The organism is Pedobacter psychrodurus (assembly GCF_004331735.1).
GTDB lineage: Bacteria > Bacteroidota > Bacteroidia > Sphingobacteriales > Sphingobacteriaceae > Pedobacter > Pedobacter psychrodurus.
In genome coordinates this window covers 255,095-274,111 of record NZ_SJSO01000007.1, presented here as the reverse complement: position 1 = coordinate 274,111, position 19,017 = coordinate 255,095, and the positions used below count along the sequence as shown (strand labels likewise).

Genomic DNA, 19,017 nt, shown 5'->3' with positions numbered 1-19,017 from the left:
GTACTCCTAAGTTCGCAATTCTTAAGTTCTGATTATAGTAATTCAGAAATTTAGAATTATTCTATCGAGTAATATTTTCATATAACTCCCTAGAAACAAATCATTAACAAAATAATTTTCAAAATGTTCAACCAATTTATACTTTTATAACATGGACAACGTAAAACCACTACCCGATTTATCAGCAGAAGAGCAACGCGTTTTAGGCGCATTAATAGAAAAAAGCAGAACCACGCCTGATTATTACCCAATGACTTTGAACAGTTTAACAGCTGCGTGTAACCAAAAAAGCTCAAGAAATCCGGTGGTAAATTACGATGAGGAAACCATTACTTTAACGCTAAATCAACTTAAAATAAAAGGCTTAATATCTACGGCTACAGGAGGATCAAGCCGTGCAACTAAATACAAACATAACCTGGCTATAGTTTATCCTTTATTGCCATCGGAGTTGGCCATTATTTGTCTTTTACTTTTACGCGGACCGTTAACACCCGGCGAAATTAATAGCAATTCGGGAAGATTGTACGAATTTGAAAGTATAGAAGAAGTTTTGGAACATCTTCAAAAACTATCAGACGAAGAACCTGCCTTTGTAAAACAGCTGGCTAAGAAAGCTGGCCAGAAGGAAGCCCGTTTTGTTCATCTTTTAGGTGAACAAGCTGAAACTACTTCAGAACCTGAAACCGAAACGATAGCCGCGCTACAGTTTGATCCTACCGAACTGGAAAACAGAATAGAAAAACTGGAACTGGAAATTGAAGAATTGAAAGAGCTGGTTAATTTACTGATGGATAAGTAATTGGTTAGTCATTAGTTCATCAGTTGGCTACCCCATAGGCAAAACTAACGCGATTGTCTGTCTGAACGTAGTCGAAGACCATTACCAACTAAATTTTCCGTGCTTTCTGTGTCTCCGCGGCAAAAAACTAAAATTTTAGCGAGACGCTAAGACTAATATGGGATTTTTTAAGCGATCGTCATTCCCACGCAGGTGGGAATCTTAAAGCTTATTGCATTGCGACTCCCAATCAACCCGATAGCTATCGAGTTGAGAATGAAGCACCTGTTCACAACCAACCTAAAATAAAAAAGTGTTTGGCGATTAACCAAACACTTTATAAAATTCCAAATCAACCCGATAGCTATCGGGTCGGGAGTGATAAAATTAATTAAGCTTCGTACTTTTTGAAAATAGTACTGGCGGTATGCCCACCGAAACCAAAAGTGTTATTTAAAACATAATTAATTTCCTTTTTAATACTTTCTCCCAACACAAAATTCAATCCTTTTGGAATGTTTTCATCCAGATTTTTAGTATTAATAGTTGGAGGCACTACATTATCTCTGATCGACAAAATACTGATGACACTCTCAACAGCTCCTGCAGCACCAAGTAAATGACCTGTCATCGATTTTGTTGCGCCAATTACAACTGGTAGCCCGTTAAAAACAGCATTAATTGCCTTTAGCTCACTTAAGTCACCCAATCCTGTAGAAGTGGCGTGTGCATTAATATAATCGATTTTATCAGCAGTAATTCCTGCATCTTTTAAAGCTTTTGTCATACCCAAAGCCGCACCGATCCCATCAGGAGGTGTTCCGGTTAAGTGATAAGCATCAGCTGCCATGCCACCGCCAATAATCTCGGCATAAATATGTGCACCACGCGCTAAAGCATGGTCCAGATCTTCTAAAACCAATGCACCTGCACCTTCGCTCATCACAAAACCATCTCTATCGGCATCAAAAGGCTTAGAAGCACCCTGAGGATCGTCGTTATTTTTTGATAATGCCTGGGCGGCATTAAATCCGCCAACCGATGATTTAGTAAGTGCTGCTTCAGAACCACCTGCAATCATTACACTTGCTTTACCCAAACGAATGGTATCGAAAGCATTGATAATAGCGGTATTAGATGATGCACAAGCTGATACTGTACAATAATTCGGACCACGTAACTTATGACGGATGGAAATTGCGCCAGCGGCGATATCAACAATCATTTTCGGAATAAAAAAAGGACTAAACCTGGGTGTTCCATCACCCGCATGAAATTCTTCCAATTGTGCTTCAAAAGTACCTATACCACCGTTTCCAGTTGCCCAGATTACGCCAACTTCAGCCAATTGATCATCGCTCATTGAACTGAAATCCAATCCCGAATCTTTTATCGCCTGATCGCTCGAGCCAATGGCATACTGGGTAAACAGATCAAACTTTTTAATTTCCTTTTTATCAAGATATGCTTCAGGATTAAAATCCTTTACTTCGCCTGCAAAATGGGTTTTAAATTTACTCGAATCAAATTTTGTAATGGGGCCAATGCCACTTTTCCCGGCTAATATCTGTTGCCAAAATTGCTCAACGGTATTACCAAGCGGTGTTATTGCACCTAAACCTGTTACTACTACTCTTTTCATTTTAATAATTTTTAGTCAATATCCCTGAATAAATAATCGACCAATGATTGTACGCGTGGGGCAATAATTAATATAGCAGGAATGGCTACAATGTAAGAAATGCCCCACGATTTTAACCAAACCTTCATAAAGATCGATGTAAATCCAAGATTAACACTTATGGCCGCGAAAGTAACTATTCCTGTAGTAAAAACCGCCATAATAAATGCAAATGCTACCTTCTTTTTCATCCCTGCTGTATTTTTAATTTTCGACCGAATCAATCCAGGCTTTTCTGTTGGCATTCATCACATTCAAGGCATCAATTGGCGACTGTCTGAAAAGTTCATAAATTTTAGCGGTATCGCCTACCCTGATTTCAAATTCATCATTGGCTAAAGCAGCTAAAAGCTCTTCTGCAACAACCGAAGGTTTAATGCCGTTATGACCACCAATTTCTTTCGAAAATTCGGTATCAACCAGTGGCGGCATTAATTCGAAAACTTTAACTGACGTTTCTTCTAAACTCAACCTTAACGAAGTACTATAAGAATGTAGTGCTGCTTTACTGGCCGCATAAGTTGGCAAAGTAACTCCCGGAACATAAGCTACGATAGATGATACATTTACGATAGCTGAAGCTTCTTGCTGTTTTAGCACAGGCAATAATTTTTGGTTGATCCTGATGATAGACAGGTAATTGGTCAACATTTCATCTTCTGCATTAGCAAAGGCATCTTGGTTAGGATCGGCCAAATTGTAAAGCAATGCTCTTCCCGCATTGTTAATTACGATATTTAATTGAGGAAAATCGGCCTTGATGCGCGCCACCAATTGATCCACATCTTCAGCTTTACTCACATCAGAAAGAATAGTTGTTACGTTTTGTAATGATGCTGCAGCCGCATCCAGTCTTTCCTGGTTCCTGCCGGTAATAATTACATGGTTATCCAAAGCAGTTAACTGTTTTGCGATTTCTAAACCAATACCGGCTGTTCCGCCGATCAATAAAACGGTATTTTGTGAAGTTTTCATTTTATATTTTTTTTTTAAAATTTTAAGATTAAACAAGTGCTCACCGCGTGAGCATAGACAGTATTATTTTCATCAAATAATTGTGCTTCTACTAAGGCCGTACGACCACTAAGGTTAATCACTTTACCGATGGTTCTTAATTTTCCCGTTTGGATGGTAACGGCTTTCAGGAAATTTACCTTAAGCTCTAAAGTGGTGTATCCTTTTCCTGCTTGTAATAGTGAGTGGACAGAACAGCCCATAGCCGAATCTAAAATGGCAGTGATTACCCCGCCATGCACGGTACCGATCGGGTTGTAATGAAATTCCTGAGGGATAAATTCAAAAACCACATTGCCCTTTTCGATCAGGCTAACACTAAAATCCAAAGTATGCAATAATGGGGGCAGCGGGAACTGATGATCGCTCATGGCCTGCAGGTAATCAATACCATCCATCTGCATGGCTTCCTTCGCTCCTTTCATGGGGTCTTCCCAAGTTATTGTTCTGGTTCTTTTCATAATAAAATACCAATCGGTATATTTTAGTTTAAAAAATTTTTAGCCGAGGCTATTGATGTATTTTTTTAACGATTCCATAATTAAATCCCAATGCGAAGTCTTAGTTGTTAACCTCGAAATCATGATGCCACCTTCTATTATGGCAATAATAGTTAGCGCAACCTGCTCTGGATTATGATCTGCATTAATTTCTTTGGCAGAAATACCAGCTTCAACCAGTTTAGCAATTTTATTTTTCCAGCCTAAAACTGCTTTCAAAACTTTTTCCCGCAATTCGGTATGGGTATCATCAGCGTCAACTGCAGTATTTAAAACAGGGCAACCTCCTTCTGATACTGAACCATCGATAAATTTTTGGTAAATATTGATGTACACTAAAAGCTTATCCTTTATGCTGACTTGTTTGTTCATTTCAGCATCTATCCTCGATGAAACATTTTTCAGGTTATAATCGAATGCCGCCAGCGCCACTTCATCTTTATTCGCGAAGTTGCCATAAATACTACCTTTAGTTAATCCTGTAGCAGCAGTAATATCGTTTAAAGAAGTACCTGCATAACCTTTCATATTAAAAATGGGTGCCGTTTTCTCTACAATGAAATTTCTTGTTTTTTCTGCCTTGGTCATGATCTTTTAAATTGACGACACAAATATATACCAATCGGTATATTAAATGAAAATATTTTTATCATCGCAATCTCCTTTTTAAATCTATCCTAGTTTTGATCAAAGCGGGGCAATTTGTTTTAAGTTTGAATTTTGTAACTTTGATTCATGAACAAGCCTGAGACCATTGAAGATTTTTACCAGAATAAATTCAGTTTCTTACCAGATAACCTACAAAATGGCGTTGGCCATTTTAACGTTTTCAAGTTAGAAGATTGTTTAAGGGATGATCATAAACCAATGAGTTATAACCGCAGGGATTATTACAAAATCTGCCTTACCCGCGGACATAACGTTTACCACTATGCCGATAAAAGTATCGAGATTAATGGTACAGCTTTAATCTTTTTCAATCCGCTGGTACCTTATACATGGGAACTGGCCAGTGGTAAGCAAAGTGAGGTAACAGGTTATTTTTGTATTTTTACAGAAGCTTTTTTTACCGAAAAGATCCGCGGAAACATTGGCGATTTACCTATGTTTACCCATGGCGGAAAACCTGCATACATTTTGAATGAACAACAAGACAAGCAAATTGAGGCTATTTTTTCCAAAATGTTTGAGGAAATTAATACCGATTATATCTATAAATACGACCTGCTCCGCAATTACATTACAGAAATCACACATTTTGCGTTAAAAACAGAGCCATCAGAAAATTTATTTAAACATACTGATGCCAATACCCGGATTACTTCTGTTTTTACAGAATTACTAGAACGTCAGTTCCCCATCGAAACGACTACGCAAAGGTTCACCATGCGCTCAGCCAAAGATTTTGCTTCTCAGCTTTCGGTACATGTAAACCACTTAAATCGTGCAATTAAAGAAACCACTGGCAAAACCACTACACATTATATTACTGAGCGTTTACTAAGTGAAGCTAAAGCTTTACTGAAGCATACCGACTGGAACATATCCGAAATAGGTTATTGCCTAGGCTTTGAAGAGCCTACCCATTTTAACAACTTTTTCAAAAAACTGACCAACCATACCCCCACTTCTTACCGAATTGTTTGAATTTCGTAATCATCGGTTTGATTAACGTAATAAATCGAAGCTGTCTGCGCCGTAATTTTGTCTTAACAAAAAGGATAAAACTATGGGCAAGAAAAAAGTTTGGTTTATTACCGGAGCTTCAAAGGGCTTAGGATTAAGTTTGGTTCATCAGTTGCTAAATGCTGGCCAATTTGTTGCAGCCACATCAAGAAATATCGGTGAACTTAAAAAAGCAGTAAATAATGATAGCGGAAAATTCCTTCCGATAGCGGTTAACCTGTCCGACGAACAAAGTGTTGAGGATGCAATTAAAGCTACCATTGCTAAATTCGAAAGAATTGATGTAGTAATCAATAATGCGGGTTACGGAATTGGAGGCAGTATTGAAGAGCTGAGCGATACAGAAACGCGCAACAGTTTTGATGTTAACGTTTTCGGAACGCTAAATGTAATCAGAAAAGCTTCACCTTATTTAAGGGCACAACGCGCCGGGCATATCATCAACATCGCATCCATTGCGGGCATTGCAGGCGCAACTGGCTGGGCAGTATATGCTGCTGCAAAATCGGCTGTAATTGCATTATCAGAAGTATCAGCTGAAGACCTTAAAGAATTTGGCATAAAAGTAACCGTGGTTGCGCCTGGCGCATTCAGAACCAGTTTCTTAACCGCTGATTCGTTAATTTTGGCCGCCAATCCAATTGCCGAATATGAAGAAGTACGCGCAATACACAGCAAATACCTAAAAATGGACGGTCAGCAGATCGGCGATCCTGAGAAAGCTGCTGCAGCAATGATCTCATTGGCAAGCATGCCTAATCCACCAGTTCATTTACTTTTAGGGAACGACGCCTTCCAAAGGGCGAACAATAAAGTAGAATCACTGCAGAAGGAATTCAAAGACTGGAAAGCCATTACGATTTCGACAGATTTCGATGAAAATTAATTTCAATAGACAAAAAATATTATGGAAAATCAAAAAGTTTGGTTTGTGACGGGCGCATCAAAAGGTCTGGGACTTACGTTAGTAAAAACATTATTAAGCAATGGCCTTAACGTTGCTGCAACTTCAAGAAACCTGAATGATTTAATAAACGCAGTTGGTGAACATGAAAACTTTTTACCACTAGCCGTTGATCTCATCGACGAAAGCAGTGTAGAAGCAGCAGTTAGTCAAACGATAAGCAAATTTGGTCAGGTAGATGTTGTGGTAAACAACGCTGGCTATGGAATGCTGGGTGCTTTAGAAGAGTTAAGCGATAAAGAATCGCGTCAAAATTTCGATGTGAACGTGTTTGGCTCATTAAATGTAATCAGGAAGGTGCTTCCACAATTGCGGAAACAACAATCGGGTCATATTTTCAATATTTCATCAATTGGTGGCTTTTCAGGTAACTTCCCTGGTTTCGGAATTTATTGCGCTACAAAATTCGCAGTAGTTGGATTTACAGAATCGTTAGCTGCCGAAGTAAAATCGCTAGGCATTAAAGCAACAGTTGTAGAACCTGGCTATTTTAGAACAGCATTTCTTACTGAAGGATCATTAGCGGTACCGAATGCTCCAATTGATGCATACAAAGAGGTGCGCGACTCGCAAGCAGCACATCAGAACGATATCAACAACCAGCAACCAGGCGATCCAGCCAAAGCAGTTGAGGTGATTATTGAAGCTTCAAAAAGTAAAAACCCACCGCTTCATTTATTCTTAGGTCCTGATGCTTACCAGGTAGCTGATACAAAAATTGCAGATGTACAAAGAGATATGGCCAATTGGAAATACCTGGCAACAGCAACCAATTTCGATGAGGTGAGCGCGTAGTATTTAGATCAATCGTCATTTCGAGCGGAGTGCAACGAAGCCGAGAACCCAAAGGCTCTGCGAAGCAAAACCTGTCTGGATAGCTCTCTCCATTTCGCTACGCTTCAGTCGAGATGACGATTAGATTTTACACTTTAAAATATCTCCTCTTAAACCATTGCGCCAAATTAACCAGCGCAATTAATGCGGGCACTTCTACCAAAGGACCAATTACTCCTGCAAATGCCTGCCCAGAATTGATACCGAATACGCCAATAGCCACAGCGATGGCCAGCTCGAAATTATTACCAGTTGCCGTAAAAGCAATAGCTGTACTTTTGCTATAATCAGCACCAAAATACCTGCCTGCAAAGAAACTGATCACAAACATTATAGCAAAATAAATGACTAAGGGTATGGCAATCCGCAGTACATCTAGCGGGATCTGAACAATTAATTCTCCTTTTAAACTGAACATTACTACAATGGTAAATAACAAAGCAATTAAGGTTATGGGAGAAATCATTGGCACAAAAGTAGAATAGAACCATTTTTTGCCTTTCCACTTAATCAGTATTTTTTGACTTAAAATACCGAGCAAGAACGGAATCCCCAGATAAATCCCTACACTCTTTGCAATTTCAGCGATGGAAATAGATATATTAAGGCCTTTTAAACCAAATATTGGGGGTAAAACTGTAATAAAAAAATATGCAAATACGCTGTAAAGCAATACCTGAAAAATACTATTTAAGGCAATTAATCCAGCGGCGTATTCCCGGTTTCCATCAGCAAGTTCATTCCATACTACCACCATGGCAATGCACCTTGCCAAGCCGATCAAAATTAATCCAACCATGTATTCAGGATACCCCTTTAAAAATGTAATTGCAAGGAAAAACATCAAAAACGGGCCGATTACCCAGTTTAAAACGAGCGAAGTACTCAATATTTTTACATTTTTGAATACTTCGCCTAAATTCTGATAGTTAACTTTTGCTAAAGGCGGATACATCATCAGGATCAATCCGATGGCCAAAGGAATGTTTGTACTCCCGCTCGAAAACGAATTGATCCAGATTGCTGATGATGGGAACAAAAAGCCTAAACCCACGCCTAAAAACATAGCTAAGAAAATCCAGAGCGTTAAGTAACGATCTAAAAAGCTTAAATGTTTCCTTTGAACTGCTGGTGCACAAACATTTGCCGACATCTTAACCTTTTAAGTTTTCGTTAACAAAATCTTCCATATAAGCTTTTACCAGATCTCTCGTATTTCTGAATTGTGCCATAATTTCAGTCTCAGTCCCCACTGCTTTTGCAGGGTCTGGGAAGTTATGATGCAGTTTTATGGCTTGCGTTGGGAAATATGGGCAGCTCTCCTTCGCATGATCGCAAACGGTAATTACATAATCAAAGGAGATATCGAAATACTCCTCAATATTGTTCGATGTTTGGCTGGAAATATCAATTCCATCTTCGGCCATCACCTGTACTGCTTTTGGATTTACACCATGAACTTCAATCCCCGCGCTGTAGATTTTAGCTTTATTTTGAGCAAAATATTTTAAATAACCTTCTGCGAGCTGACTTCTGCAGCTATTTCCGGTGCAAAGCACCAATACATTTTTCATCTTTATAAATTTTGAATGATTAACAACAACCACTTTCAGGGGTACAACTATTTTGGCCAGCTGCAAGATTAACTAGTTTTATTTTTGTTTTTTCGGGCTGAGGGGGTGCGCAGCACTCTTCGCCTGTTTCGGTGGTGCCACAACTTCCGCCACGGTTAATGGCTTTACATTGGGTAGCATCAGGACTTAGATCCAAAATCAGATTCTCACCATCAATTTTAAATTCACCTGGAAACATCTGTCTCGTATCGAACGCAGAATTACCGAATTCAATTTTCACAATTCCATTGGGGCTTAGCGGTAGTTTACTTTCTACCAGATTGATAATGGATAATGCTTTTTTCACCTGCATAGCCCTACCCGTTTCCTCTTCCGTAGGCTCCCATAACTGTACGATAATTTCAGTCCAGGCGTTCATCACTCCTCCACAATCTACCGAAACAATAGGCGCCTGTTTAATTTCGGTGATGTGATAATTGGCATTTACCCATTTACCCGGAGCATATTGGAACTGTAATACCAATTCTGGATGCTGTTGAAGTTCAGCCTTGAAACTGCTCCATTCAGTTGAAGATATATTGATCATAATATTGCAATTTAACGATTGATTTATATAAAAAATTTTAACAGCAGTTTTGTTCGCCTTTATACGAAGCGAAGAAATCGCCAAGCTGTGTCTGTAATAATTTCCAAGTTTTAGGTTCTATGCAGTAACAGATACTCACCCCTTCGATGGTCCCCTGTATAATACCCGCATTTTTAAGTTCTTTTAAATGTTGAGAAATGGTTGCCTGAGCTAAGCCAAGTTCCTCAACTAAATCGCCACAGATACAGGTATTTGATTTAAGAATGCGCTGAAGAATAGCAATCCGCGCAGGATGTGCCATCGCTTTTAATAACGCTGCCATCTGGTTCTGCTCTTCTGTGAAGATTTCTGTTTTGGTAAGTCCCATAGTTTTGTATCGCAATATTACGATAGATAATTTATATATCAAAATTTATTTTAATTATAGGTTTTCATCAAAACAGATTACCTAGAGAAAGAGTTGGTGTGTTTTTTAGCCACGGAGGCAAGGAAAAACTAAGAAATTTGGTTGATAATGGCCCTTGCCTTCACTTCACTCCGTTATCAATGCAAAGAATTTAATAAAAAGTATCGTCATCTCGACTGGAACGCAGTGGAATGGAGAGATCTATCTCAAGATAGATTTTGCTTCGCAGAGCCTTCGGGTTCTCGACTACGTTGCACTCCGCTCGAAATGACGACATTCGAAGGGTAAACAAAAAAACCGTCGACTAATTAAAGTCAACGGTCCAATTTGTACAGGGATGAGAAAAATTATTTTTTAGGTTTTGCGCTCATGTAAAATGTAAGCTTTCCGCCATTGGTGATATCAGCGTGCTTGATTTTATGATCAGTAATTTCTTTGCCATTCAATAAAACTTTCTCTACATAAACATTTTTATCGTTCTGTTTAATGGCCTCAACAGTAAATTTTTTGCCGTTTTCTAAGTTAATTACAGCATTGTTAACCAATGGACTGCCTAATGAATATACATCAGAGCCTGGCGCTACCGGATAAAAACCTAACGAAGAGAACATATACCAGGCACTCATCTGCCCACAGTCGTCATTTCCTCCCAAACCATCGGCAGTAGGCTTGTACTGCATGTTTAAGATGTGACGGATCTGCGCCTGCGTTTTCCATGGCTGATCGGTCCAGTTATAAAGGTAAGCAATATGGTGTGCCGGCTCATTGCCATGCACGTAACCGCCGATAATACCTTCGCGGGTAATGTCTTCAGTATGCGCAAAAAACTCGTCAGGTAAATGCATGGTAAACAAAGTGTCTAAACGGGTCGCAAATTTCTTTTTACCGCCCATCATTTCAATCAGTGAAGCCGGATCCTGTGGAACAAAGAAACTGTAATTCCAGCTGTTTCCTTCAATAAAACCCTGCCCTTCGGTATCTTTTGGATCAAATTCTTTTTTAAATGTTCCATCAGCCAATTTTGGGCGCATAAATCCTGAAGCACTATCGTAGTTGTTTTTCCAGTTGTTAGAACGCTTGATAAATTCGTCATAAACATCCATGCGGTTTAATTTCTTGGCCAATTGAGCAATCGACCAATCATCGTAAGAATATTCGAGGTTGTTCGAAACTGATATACCAGACTTTTCTGCTGGGATATAGCCTTTATCCATGTAATAACCAATTCCCTCATAATCGCGGTGTTTAGCTGTTGCAATACAGGCATCTAAAGCTTTGTTTGCATCCCCACTATAAGTACCCTTAATAATCGCATCAGAAATGACAGAAACACTATGATAACCACTCATACACCAGTTATCGTTGGCATAATGCGACCAAATTGGCAACATATGCAAACTACTTTGATCGTAATGCGCCAACATCGATTTTACCATGTCGTTACTGCGGCTTGGCTGCATAATATTAAAGAATGGATGTAAGGCACGGTAAGTATCCCAAAGTGAAAATGTGGTGTAATTGGTAAAACCTTCTGCTTTATGCACGCCTTGATCTAAACCTTTATACTCGCCATTAATATCGGTGTAAGTTGTGGGATTTATAAAAGCATGATATAAAGCTGTATAAAAATTGATCTTATTATCGCCAGAAGTAGTTACCTGAATTTTATTCAATTCTTTGTTCCAGGTAGCTTGTGCCTGAGCCTTTACTTTTTCGAAATCCCAGCCTGAAATTTCTGCGCGCATATTCTGCAAAGCATTTTCCTGGCTAACTGGTGACAAGGCAAATTTAATTTTGATCTTCTCTCCTTCCTGCGTATCGAAATCGAAGAACATTTTTAACTTTTTACCTGCAATTTCCGGAAAGTTTTGCTCTTGGTTAAACTTGCCCCAAAATCCTCTGTAAGCTTGCTTGGCATCATAACTTTTGCGTCCATAACTTTTAAAAGGTTTAGAAAAACTCATCGCAAAATAAACCGTCCTGGTTCTGGCCCATCCATTGGTTTGGCGGTAACCAGTAATTAGCGTATCGTTCACTACGCGAACATAAGTCCAAACTGTTTTTTCTTCATAATTGTAAATGCCAGCCATCAAATCGAGAATAATGTGCGATTGATCTGATTTAGGAAAAGTATACTGATGCATCCCCACCCTAGTGGTAGAGGTTAATTCGGCGGTAATGTTATCATCATCAAGCTTCACTTTGTAGTAACCAGCCTCTGCAACTTCATTTGCATGAGAAAATGCCGAACGGTAGCCCCCTTTTGGGTTTGATGCAGTACCAGGATTTAACTGTAATTTTCCCTGGGTTGGCATAATGAGGAAATCGCCTAAATCTGAGTGACCTGTACCACTGAAATGGGTATGACTAAAACCTGTAATGGTTTTATCTTCATATTTATAACCCGCACAGTATTTATATACGTCGCCATTGTATTTACCGTTAACTTCGTAAGATAAAGTATCCGTTTCGGGGCTTAGCTGTACTGCTCCAAATGGAACCGTTGCGCCAGGATAGGTATGCCCCATTTTAGATGTACCAATAATGGGCTTAACATACTGCACCAGATTCTGCTGTGCTGATGCAACCATGGCCGATAGCAAAAGACAAGGCAGGATAATTTTTTTAATCATATTAGTTTTAAAATTAGCTTGTTTTGTTGAAAATTCTAAGGTATTAATTTATCTTCAAATATGCATAAAACATAATACTAAAACGTTTAAGTAAAACAAAAAATACATTTCAGATTATTGAAGATACAATTTATATCTTTTTTGAAACTATTTCGACATTCAGACCTCGCAGGTTTGTGAAACCTACGAGATTTGCTAGTTTCTTTTCATCGCCAGAGACCACATGCTTTGTTAAATAAACCTGACAGAACGGAAAGCCCGGAGCGAAGCATGAGTGAGAACTTGAAGGGATAGCAGGACTACAGCAGCCATTAACACCGGATCACTAATTTTCAAAATATATAGATCACCTAAGCCACCTTAGCACATCTAAGTGATAAGTCCAAGCAATTTAGCAACCGCTTTTTACAAGTAACTGACTTGCTTTAAATAATTTCAGCTAAATAAACCTTATTTTTGCATCCAATATTTTTAAGATGAGTAAACACGGTAGAATTCTGGTTGCCATGAGTGGCGGGGTTGATAGTTCGGTAGCGGCGGTAATGTTGCATGAGCAGGGTTATGAAGTTATTGGATTAACAATGAAGACCTGGGATTATGCCACTTCTGGCGGCAGCAGTAAGGAAACTGGCTGTTGCTCGTTAGATAGCATCAATGATGCCCGTACACTTGCAGTAAACTATGGCTTTCCACATTATATTCTTGATATCAGGGATGAATTTGGTGATTATGTAATCGATAATTTTGTTGATGAATATCTTGCCGGAAGAACGCCAAATCCGTGTGTGCTATGCAATACACACATTAAATGGGAGGCACTTTTAAAACGTGCCAATAAACTGGATTGCGAATTTATTGCCACGGGGCATTATGCCAATATCCGCCAGCAAGACAGCGGCCGTTACGTAATTTCAAAAGGAAAAGACGAAAACAAGGATCAATCTTATGTACTGTGGGGTGTTTCGCAAGAAAACCTTTCGCGTACTAAATTTCCATTGGGCAGTTTTGCAAAATCTGATATCAGACAGATGGCTTTGGATATGGGACAAGAAGAACTGGCTAAAAAATCGGAGAGTTACGAAATCTGTTTCGTTCCGGATAACGATTACAGGGCTTTCTTAAAACATAAAGTAGAAGATTTAGAAGACAGAGTAGCCGGCGGAAATTTTATTTTAAGTAATGGAATGATCGTTGGACAACATAAGGGTTATCCTTTTTATACCATTGGCCAACGTAAAGGTTTAGGCGTTGCCTTTGGCGAGCCTATGTTTGTTACACAAATACTGCCAGAAAGTAATACCGTAGTTTTAGGTAAAGCTGAGGAGCTTGAACGCAGCGAAGCCATAGTACGAAACATTAACCTGATCAAATATGCAAGCATTGAAGAACCCATGAATGATGTAATTACTAAAATCCGTTACAAAGATGCGGGTATGTTAAGTACAATTGTTCAGGAAAAAGATAAAATGCGTGTAGTGTTCGATCATAATGTTTCGGCAATTGCACCAGGTCAATCGGCGGTATTTTACGAAGGAAATGATTTATTGGGCGGAGGATTTTTAGTTTAATCGCTGAGATCCGTTCACAACCAAATAAAACAAAAAACGAGTTGCTAAGTGGCAACTCGTTTTTTGTATATCCACTTCTTAAGTTTAAACCAAAGAGTAAACCGAATTTTAAATGGACAGGAATTATTTTTGATTATTCATTTCTGCTATATACACATCCACAGCATCATTTAAAAGTTTATGAAACGGATTCTTTTTAAGAATTAACATACCGTCATAAAGCATCTCGTCTTTATATGCGCTATCTTTTTTAAAATGATCGATATCATCAGATAACTCTTCATTATACCATCTACTAAAAGTTATACTTCTGTGTCTGGCAAACGTGTCATCTGGATAACAAAAATAGAGAAGTGCGTTATCTCCATTTATTCTAAAAAATTCTTTGATTATATAAATTATTGTAAACTTTATTCTTTCATCAAAACGATTCGCATACCTGATTGACTTAAACTTACCACTTCGATCAAATCCAAAGCTATAAATGAGATGATCATTTCCATCATTATCAGTTATAGGGCACGCAATAAAAAAACAAGTGTATTCAAGACCGATATCAGAAGTGAATAAATAAGAGCCCTGATCAGTCTTAGTGAGTTTATATGGGGCTGACAAGGTTAATACCTTTTAATTCAGATATATTTTTTCCCTCTCTTATCGCCTTAACAATACTCCTCTTATCCTCTATCATTTTAGTAATAGGGTTAAGGATTTTTTTTGGAGTTTCTTTATCCGATATCTTATTTAACATAACAATACAAATATAAATATTTCATAGTAACAAAACAAATATCACGTTATTTAACAGACTATTAGATAAAAAAGAAGTAAAAATAGATTCAATTTTTGTAACTATAATGCTGATTAAATACAACCTTTAATAATTAGTCATTTCCTTTAAAAACATTAATCGATGCTGTTTTCCAATGAATGTAACCTAAATTACCACAGGTTTGGGCGACAAAGTTTTCTACATCCTCAGGCACATCGTTAACTACACGCCATCTAATTTTATATTTTGGGTTATAACTTATATAAACTACCAAATCATCACTACGCTGCCCAATGGCATGCAAATGTTGTAAATGGATATCCTGCAAATCTGCGGCAGCAATCCTCAGTCTTTCATTCATGATTTTACCTAATGAAGGATCTGGTCTAAAATCTGTTTCGAATATGGCTAAAACGGTAACGGTCATAGAAAAAATAAATATATCAGCAAACAAAACCAAGCAAAAAGCTTTTTGTTTAAAATCATCAATTAATACATGGAATTATCGCTATGATATTCCTGTATTCTGTCTCTCCAAAAGCAAATCTATACTAAAAAAATTAGTATCAAAATTTATTTTTATATTTTTTTTAGTCAGCGCAAAAATTATAGAAACACATGACATGTGCTAATAAGAAGGTTAATAACTCCAACATTGTGTATAACTATCTTAAACATCTGATAGCTAGTTTAGTTATCTATAAAATAAAAGTAGAGCTTATGAAAAAATGCATCTATGTAGTAGAAGATAATCCGAGTATTAGAGAAATCATCGAATTTTTATTAATCGAAGAACTTTACGAAGTAAAGACCTGTCCAAACACCAACGATTTTTGGTGCCAAATGAGCAAACATCTGCCAGATATGGTCATTCTCGACATTATGTTGCCTGATGGCAACGGGCTGGATATCTGCAATACGCTAAAGCGAAGTATTAAAACACATGATATTCCAGTAATGATGATGTCGGCCAATAACCACTTAAACGCGGTTAAGGCTAAATGTGATGCGGAAGATTTCATCAACAAACCATTCGATCTGAACGATTTTGTAAACAGAGTGGATAGGTATTTACTTAATTAAGGGAAAATGAGGATGTATCGTCAATATAAGTTGTCATCCTGAGCCTGTCGAAGGATAAAACTACACAATTAATACATCCTCATTCTTTTTTAAAGTACTATACTTTCAACAGCTTTACCTAATGCCTCGTCTTTCAGGTTAGGCATGTTTAAGCCTTCTGCCCTGAAAACCGTAACATCTACCATGCCTAGAAAACCCAATACCGATCTAAGATATGATTCGGTAAAGTCGTAAGCTTTCATTGGTCCTTCCGAATATACACCACCAGAAGAAATGGCCAGATACACTTTTTTGTTTTTCACTAAACCTTCAGGACCATTCTCAGAATAACTGAATGTTTGGCCTGCACGCGCGATATGATCTAACCATGCCTTTAACGTAGAGTGGATGCCAAAATTATACATCGGAACACCAATTACAATCGCATCGGCATTTTTAAGTTCAGCAATGGCTTCGTTAGAATGTTTAATTGCTTCTGTGAACTCAGGTGTATGATGCTCTAGCGGTGTAAAAAAAGAATTGATGTGTACCTCTTCCAGATGTGGAAATGGAGAATCGGTTAAGTTGTGTGTAATTAAACTGCTGTTAGGATTTGCGACCTGTAATTTTTCTACAATGGCATTTCCCAATTTAGTACTGAAAGATGCTTCGCCTCTCGGGCTTGATATAAGATGTAATATTTTCATTTTTTTGCCTTTTTATGTCTGGCAAAATTATAGATATGAAGTATCAAAAAGCTATTACTATACCTAAGGATAGTGCTATCCTCTAGTATAGCAGCTATTTCATTCCAATAAAAAAGTGGCTAAAATAATATATCAAGAAGCCGTCATTCCCAACTTGATTGGGAATCTTAATGCATGATAAAGTAATTTATATGCTTTAAGATTCCCGCATACGCGAGAATGACGACAACACAAAAACAATTACACTTGATGAATTTCACTTTTGAGCGCTTACATTACTTAACTACCTCAATTACAGCAACAAAACCACCATCTTTTACCATATTGATATCGATTGTTTCTCCAGCTTTAATTGGTTTTACGATTCGTTTAAAATCCATCGCCTGAAAATCGGCATTGATCCCATCTTTGATCAGGGTAATCTGGTAGTTTGTATTTGGTTTCAAAAAACTGGCTTCAACTTTCAGATCGTGTTTTTGATCGTTGCCCATAGCGCCAATAAACCATTTTTCGCCTTTGCGTTTGGCTGTAACAATATATTCGCCAACACTTGCATCCAGAATTTTGGTTTCATCCCAGGTTACAGGAACACTGGTAATAAACGAAGTGGTTTCTGGCTCTCTTAAATAGTTAAAAGGATTATCGGCTAGCATTTGCAAGCCACTTTCAAAAACAATATACATGGCCAGTTGATGCGCCCTTGTACCAATACTCATGGTATTTACCCAGCTTGGTTTATAATTTTGTTTATGTGCCGAACGCATAGCACCAGGTGTGTAATCCATCGGCCCTACCGCATTACGCAAAAATGGAAGGAACAAATTATTGTTTGGCGTAGCCAGGCCACCGCCAATATTTTGCTCCATGCCCACAACTCCCTCATAAGAAAGTACATTCGGATAGGCCACTTCTAACCCCGCAGGTTTAAATGCACCATGAAAATCGACTAAAATATGGTGTTTTGCTGCTTCTTTGGCTACTCGGGTATAATAATTCACCATCCACTGATCGCTCCTATCCATGAAATCAATTTTAACCCCTGCAATACCCCATTTCTCCAGGGTTTCGAAAATATTAAAGTTATTTTCGATCGCCAGCCAGGTAAACCAAAGTACAATTTTTACATTTTTCTGTTTGCCATAAGCAATTAACTCTTGCAGGTTAATGGTGGGATTAGGCTCAAAAGGATTAAGTGTTGTTTTCGCCCATCCTTCATCCATAATAATGTAAGGAATACCAAATTTCGAAGCAAAATCGATGTAATATTTATAGGTATCCTGATTATAGCCCGATTTAAAATCTACCCCATAAACGTAGGCATTGTGCCACCACTCCCAGGTTACCTGACCAGGTTTTATCCATTTGGTATCCTGCAATTGGTTCGGTGTACTCAATTTATAAACCATTTGGTTCGCAGCCAACTGGGTATCTTTATCGGTAATGACCAAAAAACGCCAGGGAAACGATCTTTTACCAGCTGTTTTGGCAATATAATCTGCTTCTTTTAATATTTTCTTGCTCCTATCGCCATCTTCTCCAAAAGCAAGCGGCACTTTAGGGAAAACAGCATCGATAGTTCTATCGTCTACCGCTTTAACAAATAAACAGGGATAATCGTAAAGATCAGCTTCTGATAACAAAGCTTTGTACTTGCCTGTATTAAATAGGATTGGCAGTACGCTCATTTTATCCTTGTTTACTTTTCCAAGTTCATTTTGACGGTACAGGATTTCGTAAGCGGTTTTAAACCCACCGGTTTCTAAATAGGCTGTTTTAACCTGATCGTTAAAGTTGATATGTACATCTTCACTGTTTACAATGATAGAATCTTTTTTATTGGTGATGAAACGATAAGCGATTCCGTCGTTATAAGACCTGAACTCCACACTGAAATCGCCTTTAAAATCCAATCGCAATAAATTATACTGATTTATCACGGTACTGTTTTTAAGCGGAACAATCGGATTTGAACTGGTATTAACCGAAGAAAGTGTTTTCTTTAATAGTTTGGCATCAGCACCAAGTTTTGCCTGATCTAAATTTAACTGTAAGTACGAATTGGCCAAAAAAGGATCGCCATTAAAGCTAACAGCGTAACCGATTTTATCTTTAATATTTACCGATACTTTAATCCGTTTATCGGGTGATAACAATTCTATAGGTGCACTAAAAAGTTTTACGGTAAACAACAGCAATAAAATAACTATTGATAAGTGTTTTTTCATATTTGATTTGGTTTTGTGTGGCTT

21 protein-coding genes are annotated in these 19,017 nt (G+C 38.0%); 6 read left to right on the top strand and 15 right to left on the bottom strand.

The genetic code is table 11. From position 1 onward, the window contains the following. Nucleotides 1-151 precede the first annotated feature (151 nt). Nucleotides 152-802: a YceH family protein gene (locus EZ456_RS11180; protein WP_131530135.1), complete on the top strand. Its 651-nt coding sequence runs from the start codon at nt 152-154 to the stop codon at nt 800-802. A gap of 370 nt (nt 803-1,172) precedes the next feature. Here EZ456_RS11180 and fabF read toward each other — a convergent pair whose 3' ends face one another. Genes fabF through EZ456_RS11155 form a run of 5 tightly spaced genes read right to left on the bottom strand, consistent with a single transcriptional unit; the run spans nt 1,173 to nt 4,564 of the window. Then, nucleotides 1,173-2,423, bottom strand: a complete 1,251-nt coding sequence (gene fabF, locus EZ456_RS11175) for a beta-ketoacyl-ACP synthase II (protein ID WP_131530133.1) — start codon at nt 2,421-2,423, stop codon at nt 1,173-1,175. Nucleotides 2,424-2,434: 11 nt separating this feature from the next. Continuing rightward, on the bottom strand, nt 2,435-2,653 hold the full coding sequence (locus EZ456_RS11170) for a DUF2798 domain-containing protein (protein ID WP_131530131.1): 219 nt from the start codon (nt 2,651-2,653) through the stop codon (nt 2,435-2,437). 13 nt (nt 2,654-2,666) lie between these two features. Next, a complete protein-coding gene (locus EZ456_RS11165; RefSeq protein ID WP_131530129.1) occupies nt 2,667-3,437 on the bottom strand; it encodes an SDR family oxidoreductase in 771 nt (256 codons plus the stop codon). A gap of 14 nt (nt 3,438-3,451) precedes the next feature. Next, nucleotides 3,452-3,937, bottom strand: a complete 486-nt coding sequence (locus EZ456_RS11160) for a PaaI family thioesterase (protein ID WP_131530127.1) — start codon at nt 3,935-3,937, stop codon at nt 3,452-3,454. Nucleotides 3,938-3,976: 39 nt separating this feature from the next. Continuing rightward, nucleotides 3,977-4,564, bottom strand: coding sequence for a TetR/AcrR family transcriptional regulator (locus EZ456_RS11155; protein WP_131530125.1), 588 nt, complete (start codon nt 4,562-4,564; stop codon nt 3,977-3,979). 147 nt (nt 4,565-4,711) lie between these two features. On the opposite strand from EZ456_RS11155, the gene EZ456_RS11150 reads away from it, so the two are divergent. The 3 genes from EZ456_RS11150 (at nt 4,712) to EZ456_RS11140 (ending at nt 7,421) form a co-directional block, all read left to right on the top strand. Further along, nucleotides 4,712-5,623, top strand: coding sequence for a helix-turn-helix domain-containing protein (locus EZ456_RS11150; protein WP_131530123.1), 912 nt, complete (start codon nt 4,712-4,714; stop codon nt 5,621-5,623). Nucleotides 5,624-5,705: 82 nt separating this feature from the next. Continuing rightward, nucleotides 5,706-6,548: an SDR family NAD(P)-dependent oxidoreductase gene (locus tag EZ456_RS11145; RefSeq protein WP_131530121.1), complete on the top strand. Its 843-nt coding sequence runs from the start codon at nt 5,706-5,708 to the stop codon at nt 6,546-6,548. Between the two features lie 21 nt (nt 6,549-6,569). Continuing rightward, nucleotides 6,570-7,421, top strand: coding sequence for an SDR family oxidoreductase (locus tag EZ456_RS11140; RefSeq protein WP_131530119.1), 852 nt, complete (start codon nt 6,570-6,572; stop codon nt 7,419-7,421). Between the two features lie 127 nt (nt 7,422-7,548). Here EZ456_RS11140 and arsB read toward each other — a convergent pair whose 3' ends face one another. The 5 genes from arsB to EZ456_RS11115 all read right to left on the bottom strand — a co-directional run bounded on the left by arsB (nt 7,549) and on the right by EZ456_RS11115 (nt 12,659). Beyond that, nucleotides 7,549-8,613 (bottom strand): ACR3 family arsenite efflux transporter, encoded by a 1,065-nt coding sequence (arsB, locus tag EZ456_RS11135; protein WP_131530117.1) that lies wholly within the window; start codon nt 8,611-8,613, stop codon nt 7,549-7,551. A 1-nt stretch (nt 8,614) separates the two neighbouring features. Beyond that, the gene (locus tag EZ456_RS11130; RefSeq protein WP_131530115.1) at nt 8,615-9,034 is read right to left on the bottom strand and encodes an arsenate reductase ArsC; all 420 of its coding nucleotides are present in this window, start codon (nt 9,032-9,034) and stop codon (nt 8,615-8,617) included. Nucleotides 9,035-9,053: 19 nt separating this feature from the next. Continuing rightward, nucleotides 9,054-9,620 (bottom strand): DUF6428 family protein, encoded by a 567-nt coding sequence (locus EZ456_RS11125; RefSeq protein ID WP_131530113.1) that lies wholly within the window; start codon nt 9,618-9,620, stop codon nt 9,054-9,056. A 37-nt stretch (nt 9,621-9,657) separates the two neighbouring features. Next, on the bottom strand, nt 9,658-9,987 hold the full coding sequence (locus EZ456_RS11120; protein ID WP_131530111.1) for an ArsR/SmtB family transcription factor: 330 nt from the start codon (nt 9,985-9,987) through the stop codon (nt 9,658-9,660). A 386-nt stretch (nt 9,988-10,373) separates the two neighbouring features. Beyond that, a complete protein-coding gene (locus tag EZ456_RS11115; RefSeq protein WP_131530109.1) occupies nt 10,374-12,659 on the bottom strand; it encodes a GH92 family glycosyl hydrolase in 2,286 nt (761 codons plus the stop codon). 476 nt (nt 12,660-13,135) lie between these two features. On the opposite strand from EZ456_RS11115, the gene mnmA reads away from it, so the two are divergent. Then, a complete protein-coding gene (gene mnmA, locus EZ456_RS11110) occupies nt 13,136-14,227 on the top strand; it encodes a tRNA 2-thiouridine(34) synthase MnmA (RefSeq protein ID WP_131530107.1) in 1,092 nt (363 codons plus the stop codon). A gap of 123 nt (nt 14,228-14,350) precedes the next feature. Here mnmA and EZ456_RS11105 read toward each other — a convergent pair whose 3' ends face one another. The 3 genes from EZ456_RS11105 to EZ456_RS11100 all read right to left on the bottom strand — a co-directional run bounded on the left by EZ456_RS11105 (nt 14,351) and on the right by EZ456_RS11100 (nt 15,426). Continuing rightward, nucleotides 14,351-14,842, bottom strand: a complete 492-nt coding sequence (locus EZ456_RS11105; protein ID WP_131530105.1) for a DUF6169 family protein — start codon at nt 14,840-14,842, stop codon at nt 14,351-14,353. Then, the gene (locus tag EZ456_RS25105; RefSeq protein ID WP_165501304.1) at nt 14,826-14,978 is read right to left on the bottom strand and encodes a hypothetical protein; all 153 of its coding nucleotides are present in this window, start codon (nt 14,976-14,978) and stop codon (nt 14,826-14,828) included. Before EZ456_RS25105 ends, EZ456_RS11105 begins: the two co-directional genes overlap by 17 nt. A gap of 133 nt (nt 14,979-15,111) precedes the next feature. Further along, complete coding sequence (locus tag EZ456_RS11100) at nt 15,112-15,426, bottom strand: hypothetical protein (RefSeq protein ID WP_131530102.1); 315 nt, start codon at nt 15,424-15,426, stop codon at nt 15,112-15,114. A gap of 293 nt (nt 15,427-15,719) precedes the next feature. Here EZ456_RS11100 and EZ456_RS11095 point away from each other — a divergent pair, with 293 nt between their 5' ends. After that, nucleotides 15,720-16,082 carry a response regulator transcription factor gene (locus tag EZ456_RS11095; protein WP_131530100.1) on the top strand — a complete coding sequence of 121 codons (363 nt, stop codon included), beginning with the start codon at nt 15,720-15,722 and terminating at the stop codon, nt 16,080-16,082. A gap of 89 nt (nt 16,083-16,171) precedes the next feature. Here the strand turns inward: EZ456_RS11095 and EZ456_RS11090 are convergent, their stop codons facing one another. Next, the gene (locus tag EZ456_RS11090) at nt 16,172-16,768 is read right to left on the bottom strand and encodes an FMN-dependent NADH-azoreductase (RefSeq protein ID WP_131530098.1); all 597 of its coding nucleotides are present in this window, start codon (nt 16,766-16,768) and stop codon (nt 16,172-16,174) included. A gap of 275 nt (nt 16,769-17,043) precedes the next feature. Beyond that, complete coding sequence (locus tag EZ456_RS11085; RefSeq protein ID WP_131530096.1) at nt 17,044-18,993, bottom strand: glycoside hydrolase family 97 protein; 1,950 nt, start codon at nt 18,991-18,993, stop codon at nt 17,044-17,046. Nucleotides 18,994-19,017: the final 24 nt, after the last annotated feature.

Excerpts from the sequence above, each read along its gene's own strand:
- EZ456_RS11115 (WP_131530109.1), bottom strand. The coding sequence starts at position 12,659 with ATGATTAAAAAAATTATCCTGCCTTGTCTTTTGCTATCGGCCATGGTT.
- EZ456_RS11180 (WP_131530135.1), top strand. The coding sequence starts at position 152 with ATGGACAACGTAAAACCACTACCCGATTTATCAGCAGAAGAGCAACGC.
- EZ456_RS11100 (WP_131530102.1), bottom strand. The coding sequence starts at position 15,426 with ATGACCGTTACCGTTTTAGCCATATTCGAAACAGATTTTAGACCAGAT.
- EZ456_RS11120 (WP_131530111.1), bottom strand. The coding sequence starts at position 9,987 with ATGGGACTTACCAAAACAGAAATCTTCACAGAAGAGCAGAACCAGATG.
- EZ456_RS11150 (WP_131530123.1), top strand. The coding sequence starts at position 4,712 with ATGAACAAGCCTGAGACCATTGAAGATTTTTACCAGAATAAATTCAGT.
- mnmA (WP_131530107.1), top strand. The coding sequence starts at position 13,136 with ATGAGTAAACACGGTAGAATTCTGGTTGCCATGAGTGGCGGGGTTGAT.
- arsB (WP_131530117.1), bottom strand. The coding sequence starts at position 8,613 with ATGTCGGCAAATGTTTGTGCACCAGCAGTTCAAAGGAAACATTTAAGC.
- EZ456_RS11155 (WP_131530125.1), bottom strand. The coding sequence starts at position 4,564 with ATGACCAAGGCAGAAAAAACAAGAAATTTCATTGTAGAGAAAACGGCA.
- EZ456_RS25105 (WP_165501304.1), bottom strand. The coding sequence starts at position 14,978 with ATGTTAAATAAGATATCGGATAAAGAAACTCCAAAAAAAATCCTTAAC.
- EZ456_RS11125 (WP_131530113.1), bottom strand. The coding sequence starts at position 9,620 with ATGATCAATATATCTTCAACTGAATGGAGCAGTTTCAAGGCTGAACTT.
- EZ456_RS11130 (WP_131530115.1), bottom strand. The coding sequence starts at position 9,034 with ATGAAAAATGTATTGGTGCTTTGCACCGGAAATAGCTGCAGAAGTCAG.
- EZ456_RS11085 (WP_131530096.1), bottom strand. The coding sequence starts at position 18,993 with ATGAAAAAACACTTATCAATAGTTATTTTATTGCTGTTGTTTACCGTA.
- EZ456_RS11165 (WP_131530129.1), bottom strand. The coding sequence starts at position 3,437 with ATGAAAACTTCACAAAATACCGTTTTATTGATCGGCGGAACAGCCGGT.
- EZ456_RS11160 (WP_131530127.1), bottom strand. The coding sequence starts at position 3,937 with ATGAAAAGAACCAGAACAATAACTTGGGAAGACCCCATGAAAGGAGCG.
- fabF (WP_131530133.1), bottom strand. The coding sequence starts at position 2,423 with ATGAAAAGAGTAGTAGTAACAGGTTTAGGTGCAATAACACCGCTTGGT.
- EZ456_RS11170 (WP_131530131.1), bottom strand. The coding sequence starts at position 2,653 with ATGAAAAAGAAGGTAGCATTTGCATTTATTATGGCGGTTTTTACTACA.
- EZ456_RS11090 (WP_131530098.1), bottom strand. The coding sequence starts at position 16,768 with ATGAAAATATTACATCTTATATCAAGCCCGAGAGGCGAAGCATCTTTC.
- EZ456_RS11095 (WP_131530100.1), top strand. The coding sequence starts at position 15,720 with ATGAAAAAATGCATCTATGTAGTAGAAGATAATCCGAGTATTAGAGAA.
- EZ456_RS11145 (WP_131530121.1), top strand. The coding sequence starts at position 5,706 with ATGGGCAAGAAAAAAGTTTGGTTTATTACCGGAGCTTCAAAGGGCTTA.
- EZ456_RS11140 (WP_131530119.1), top strand. The coding sequence starts at position 6,570 with ATGGAAAATCAAAAAGTTTGGTTTGTGACGGGCGCATCAAAAGGTCTG.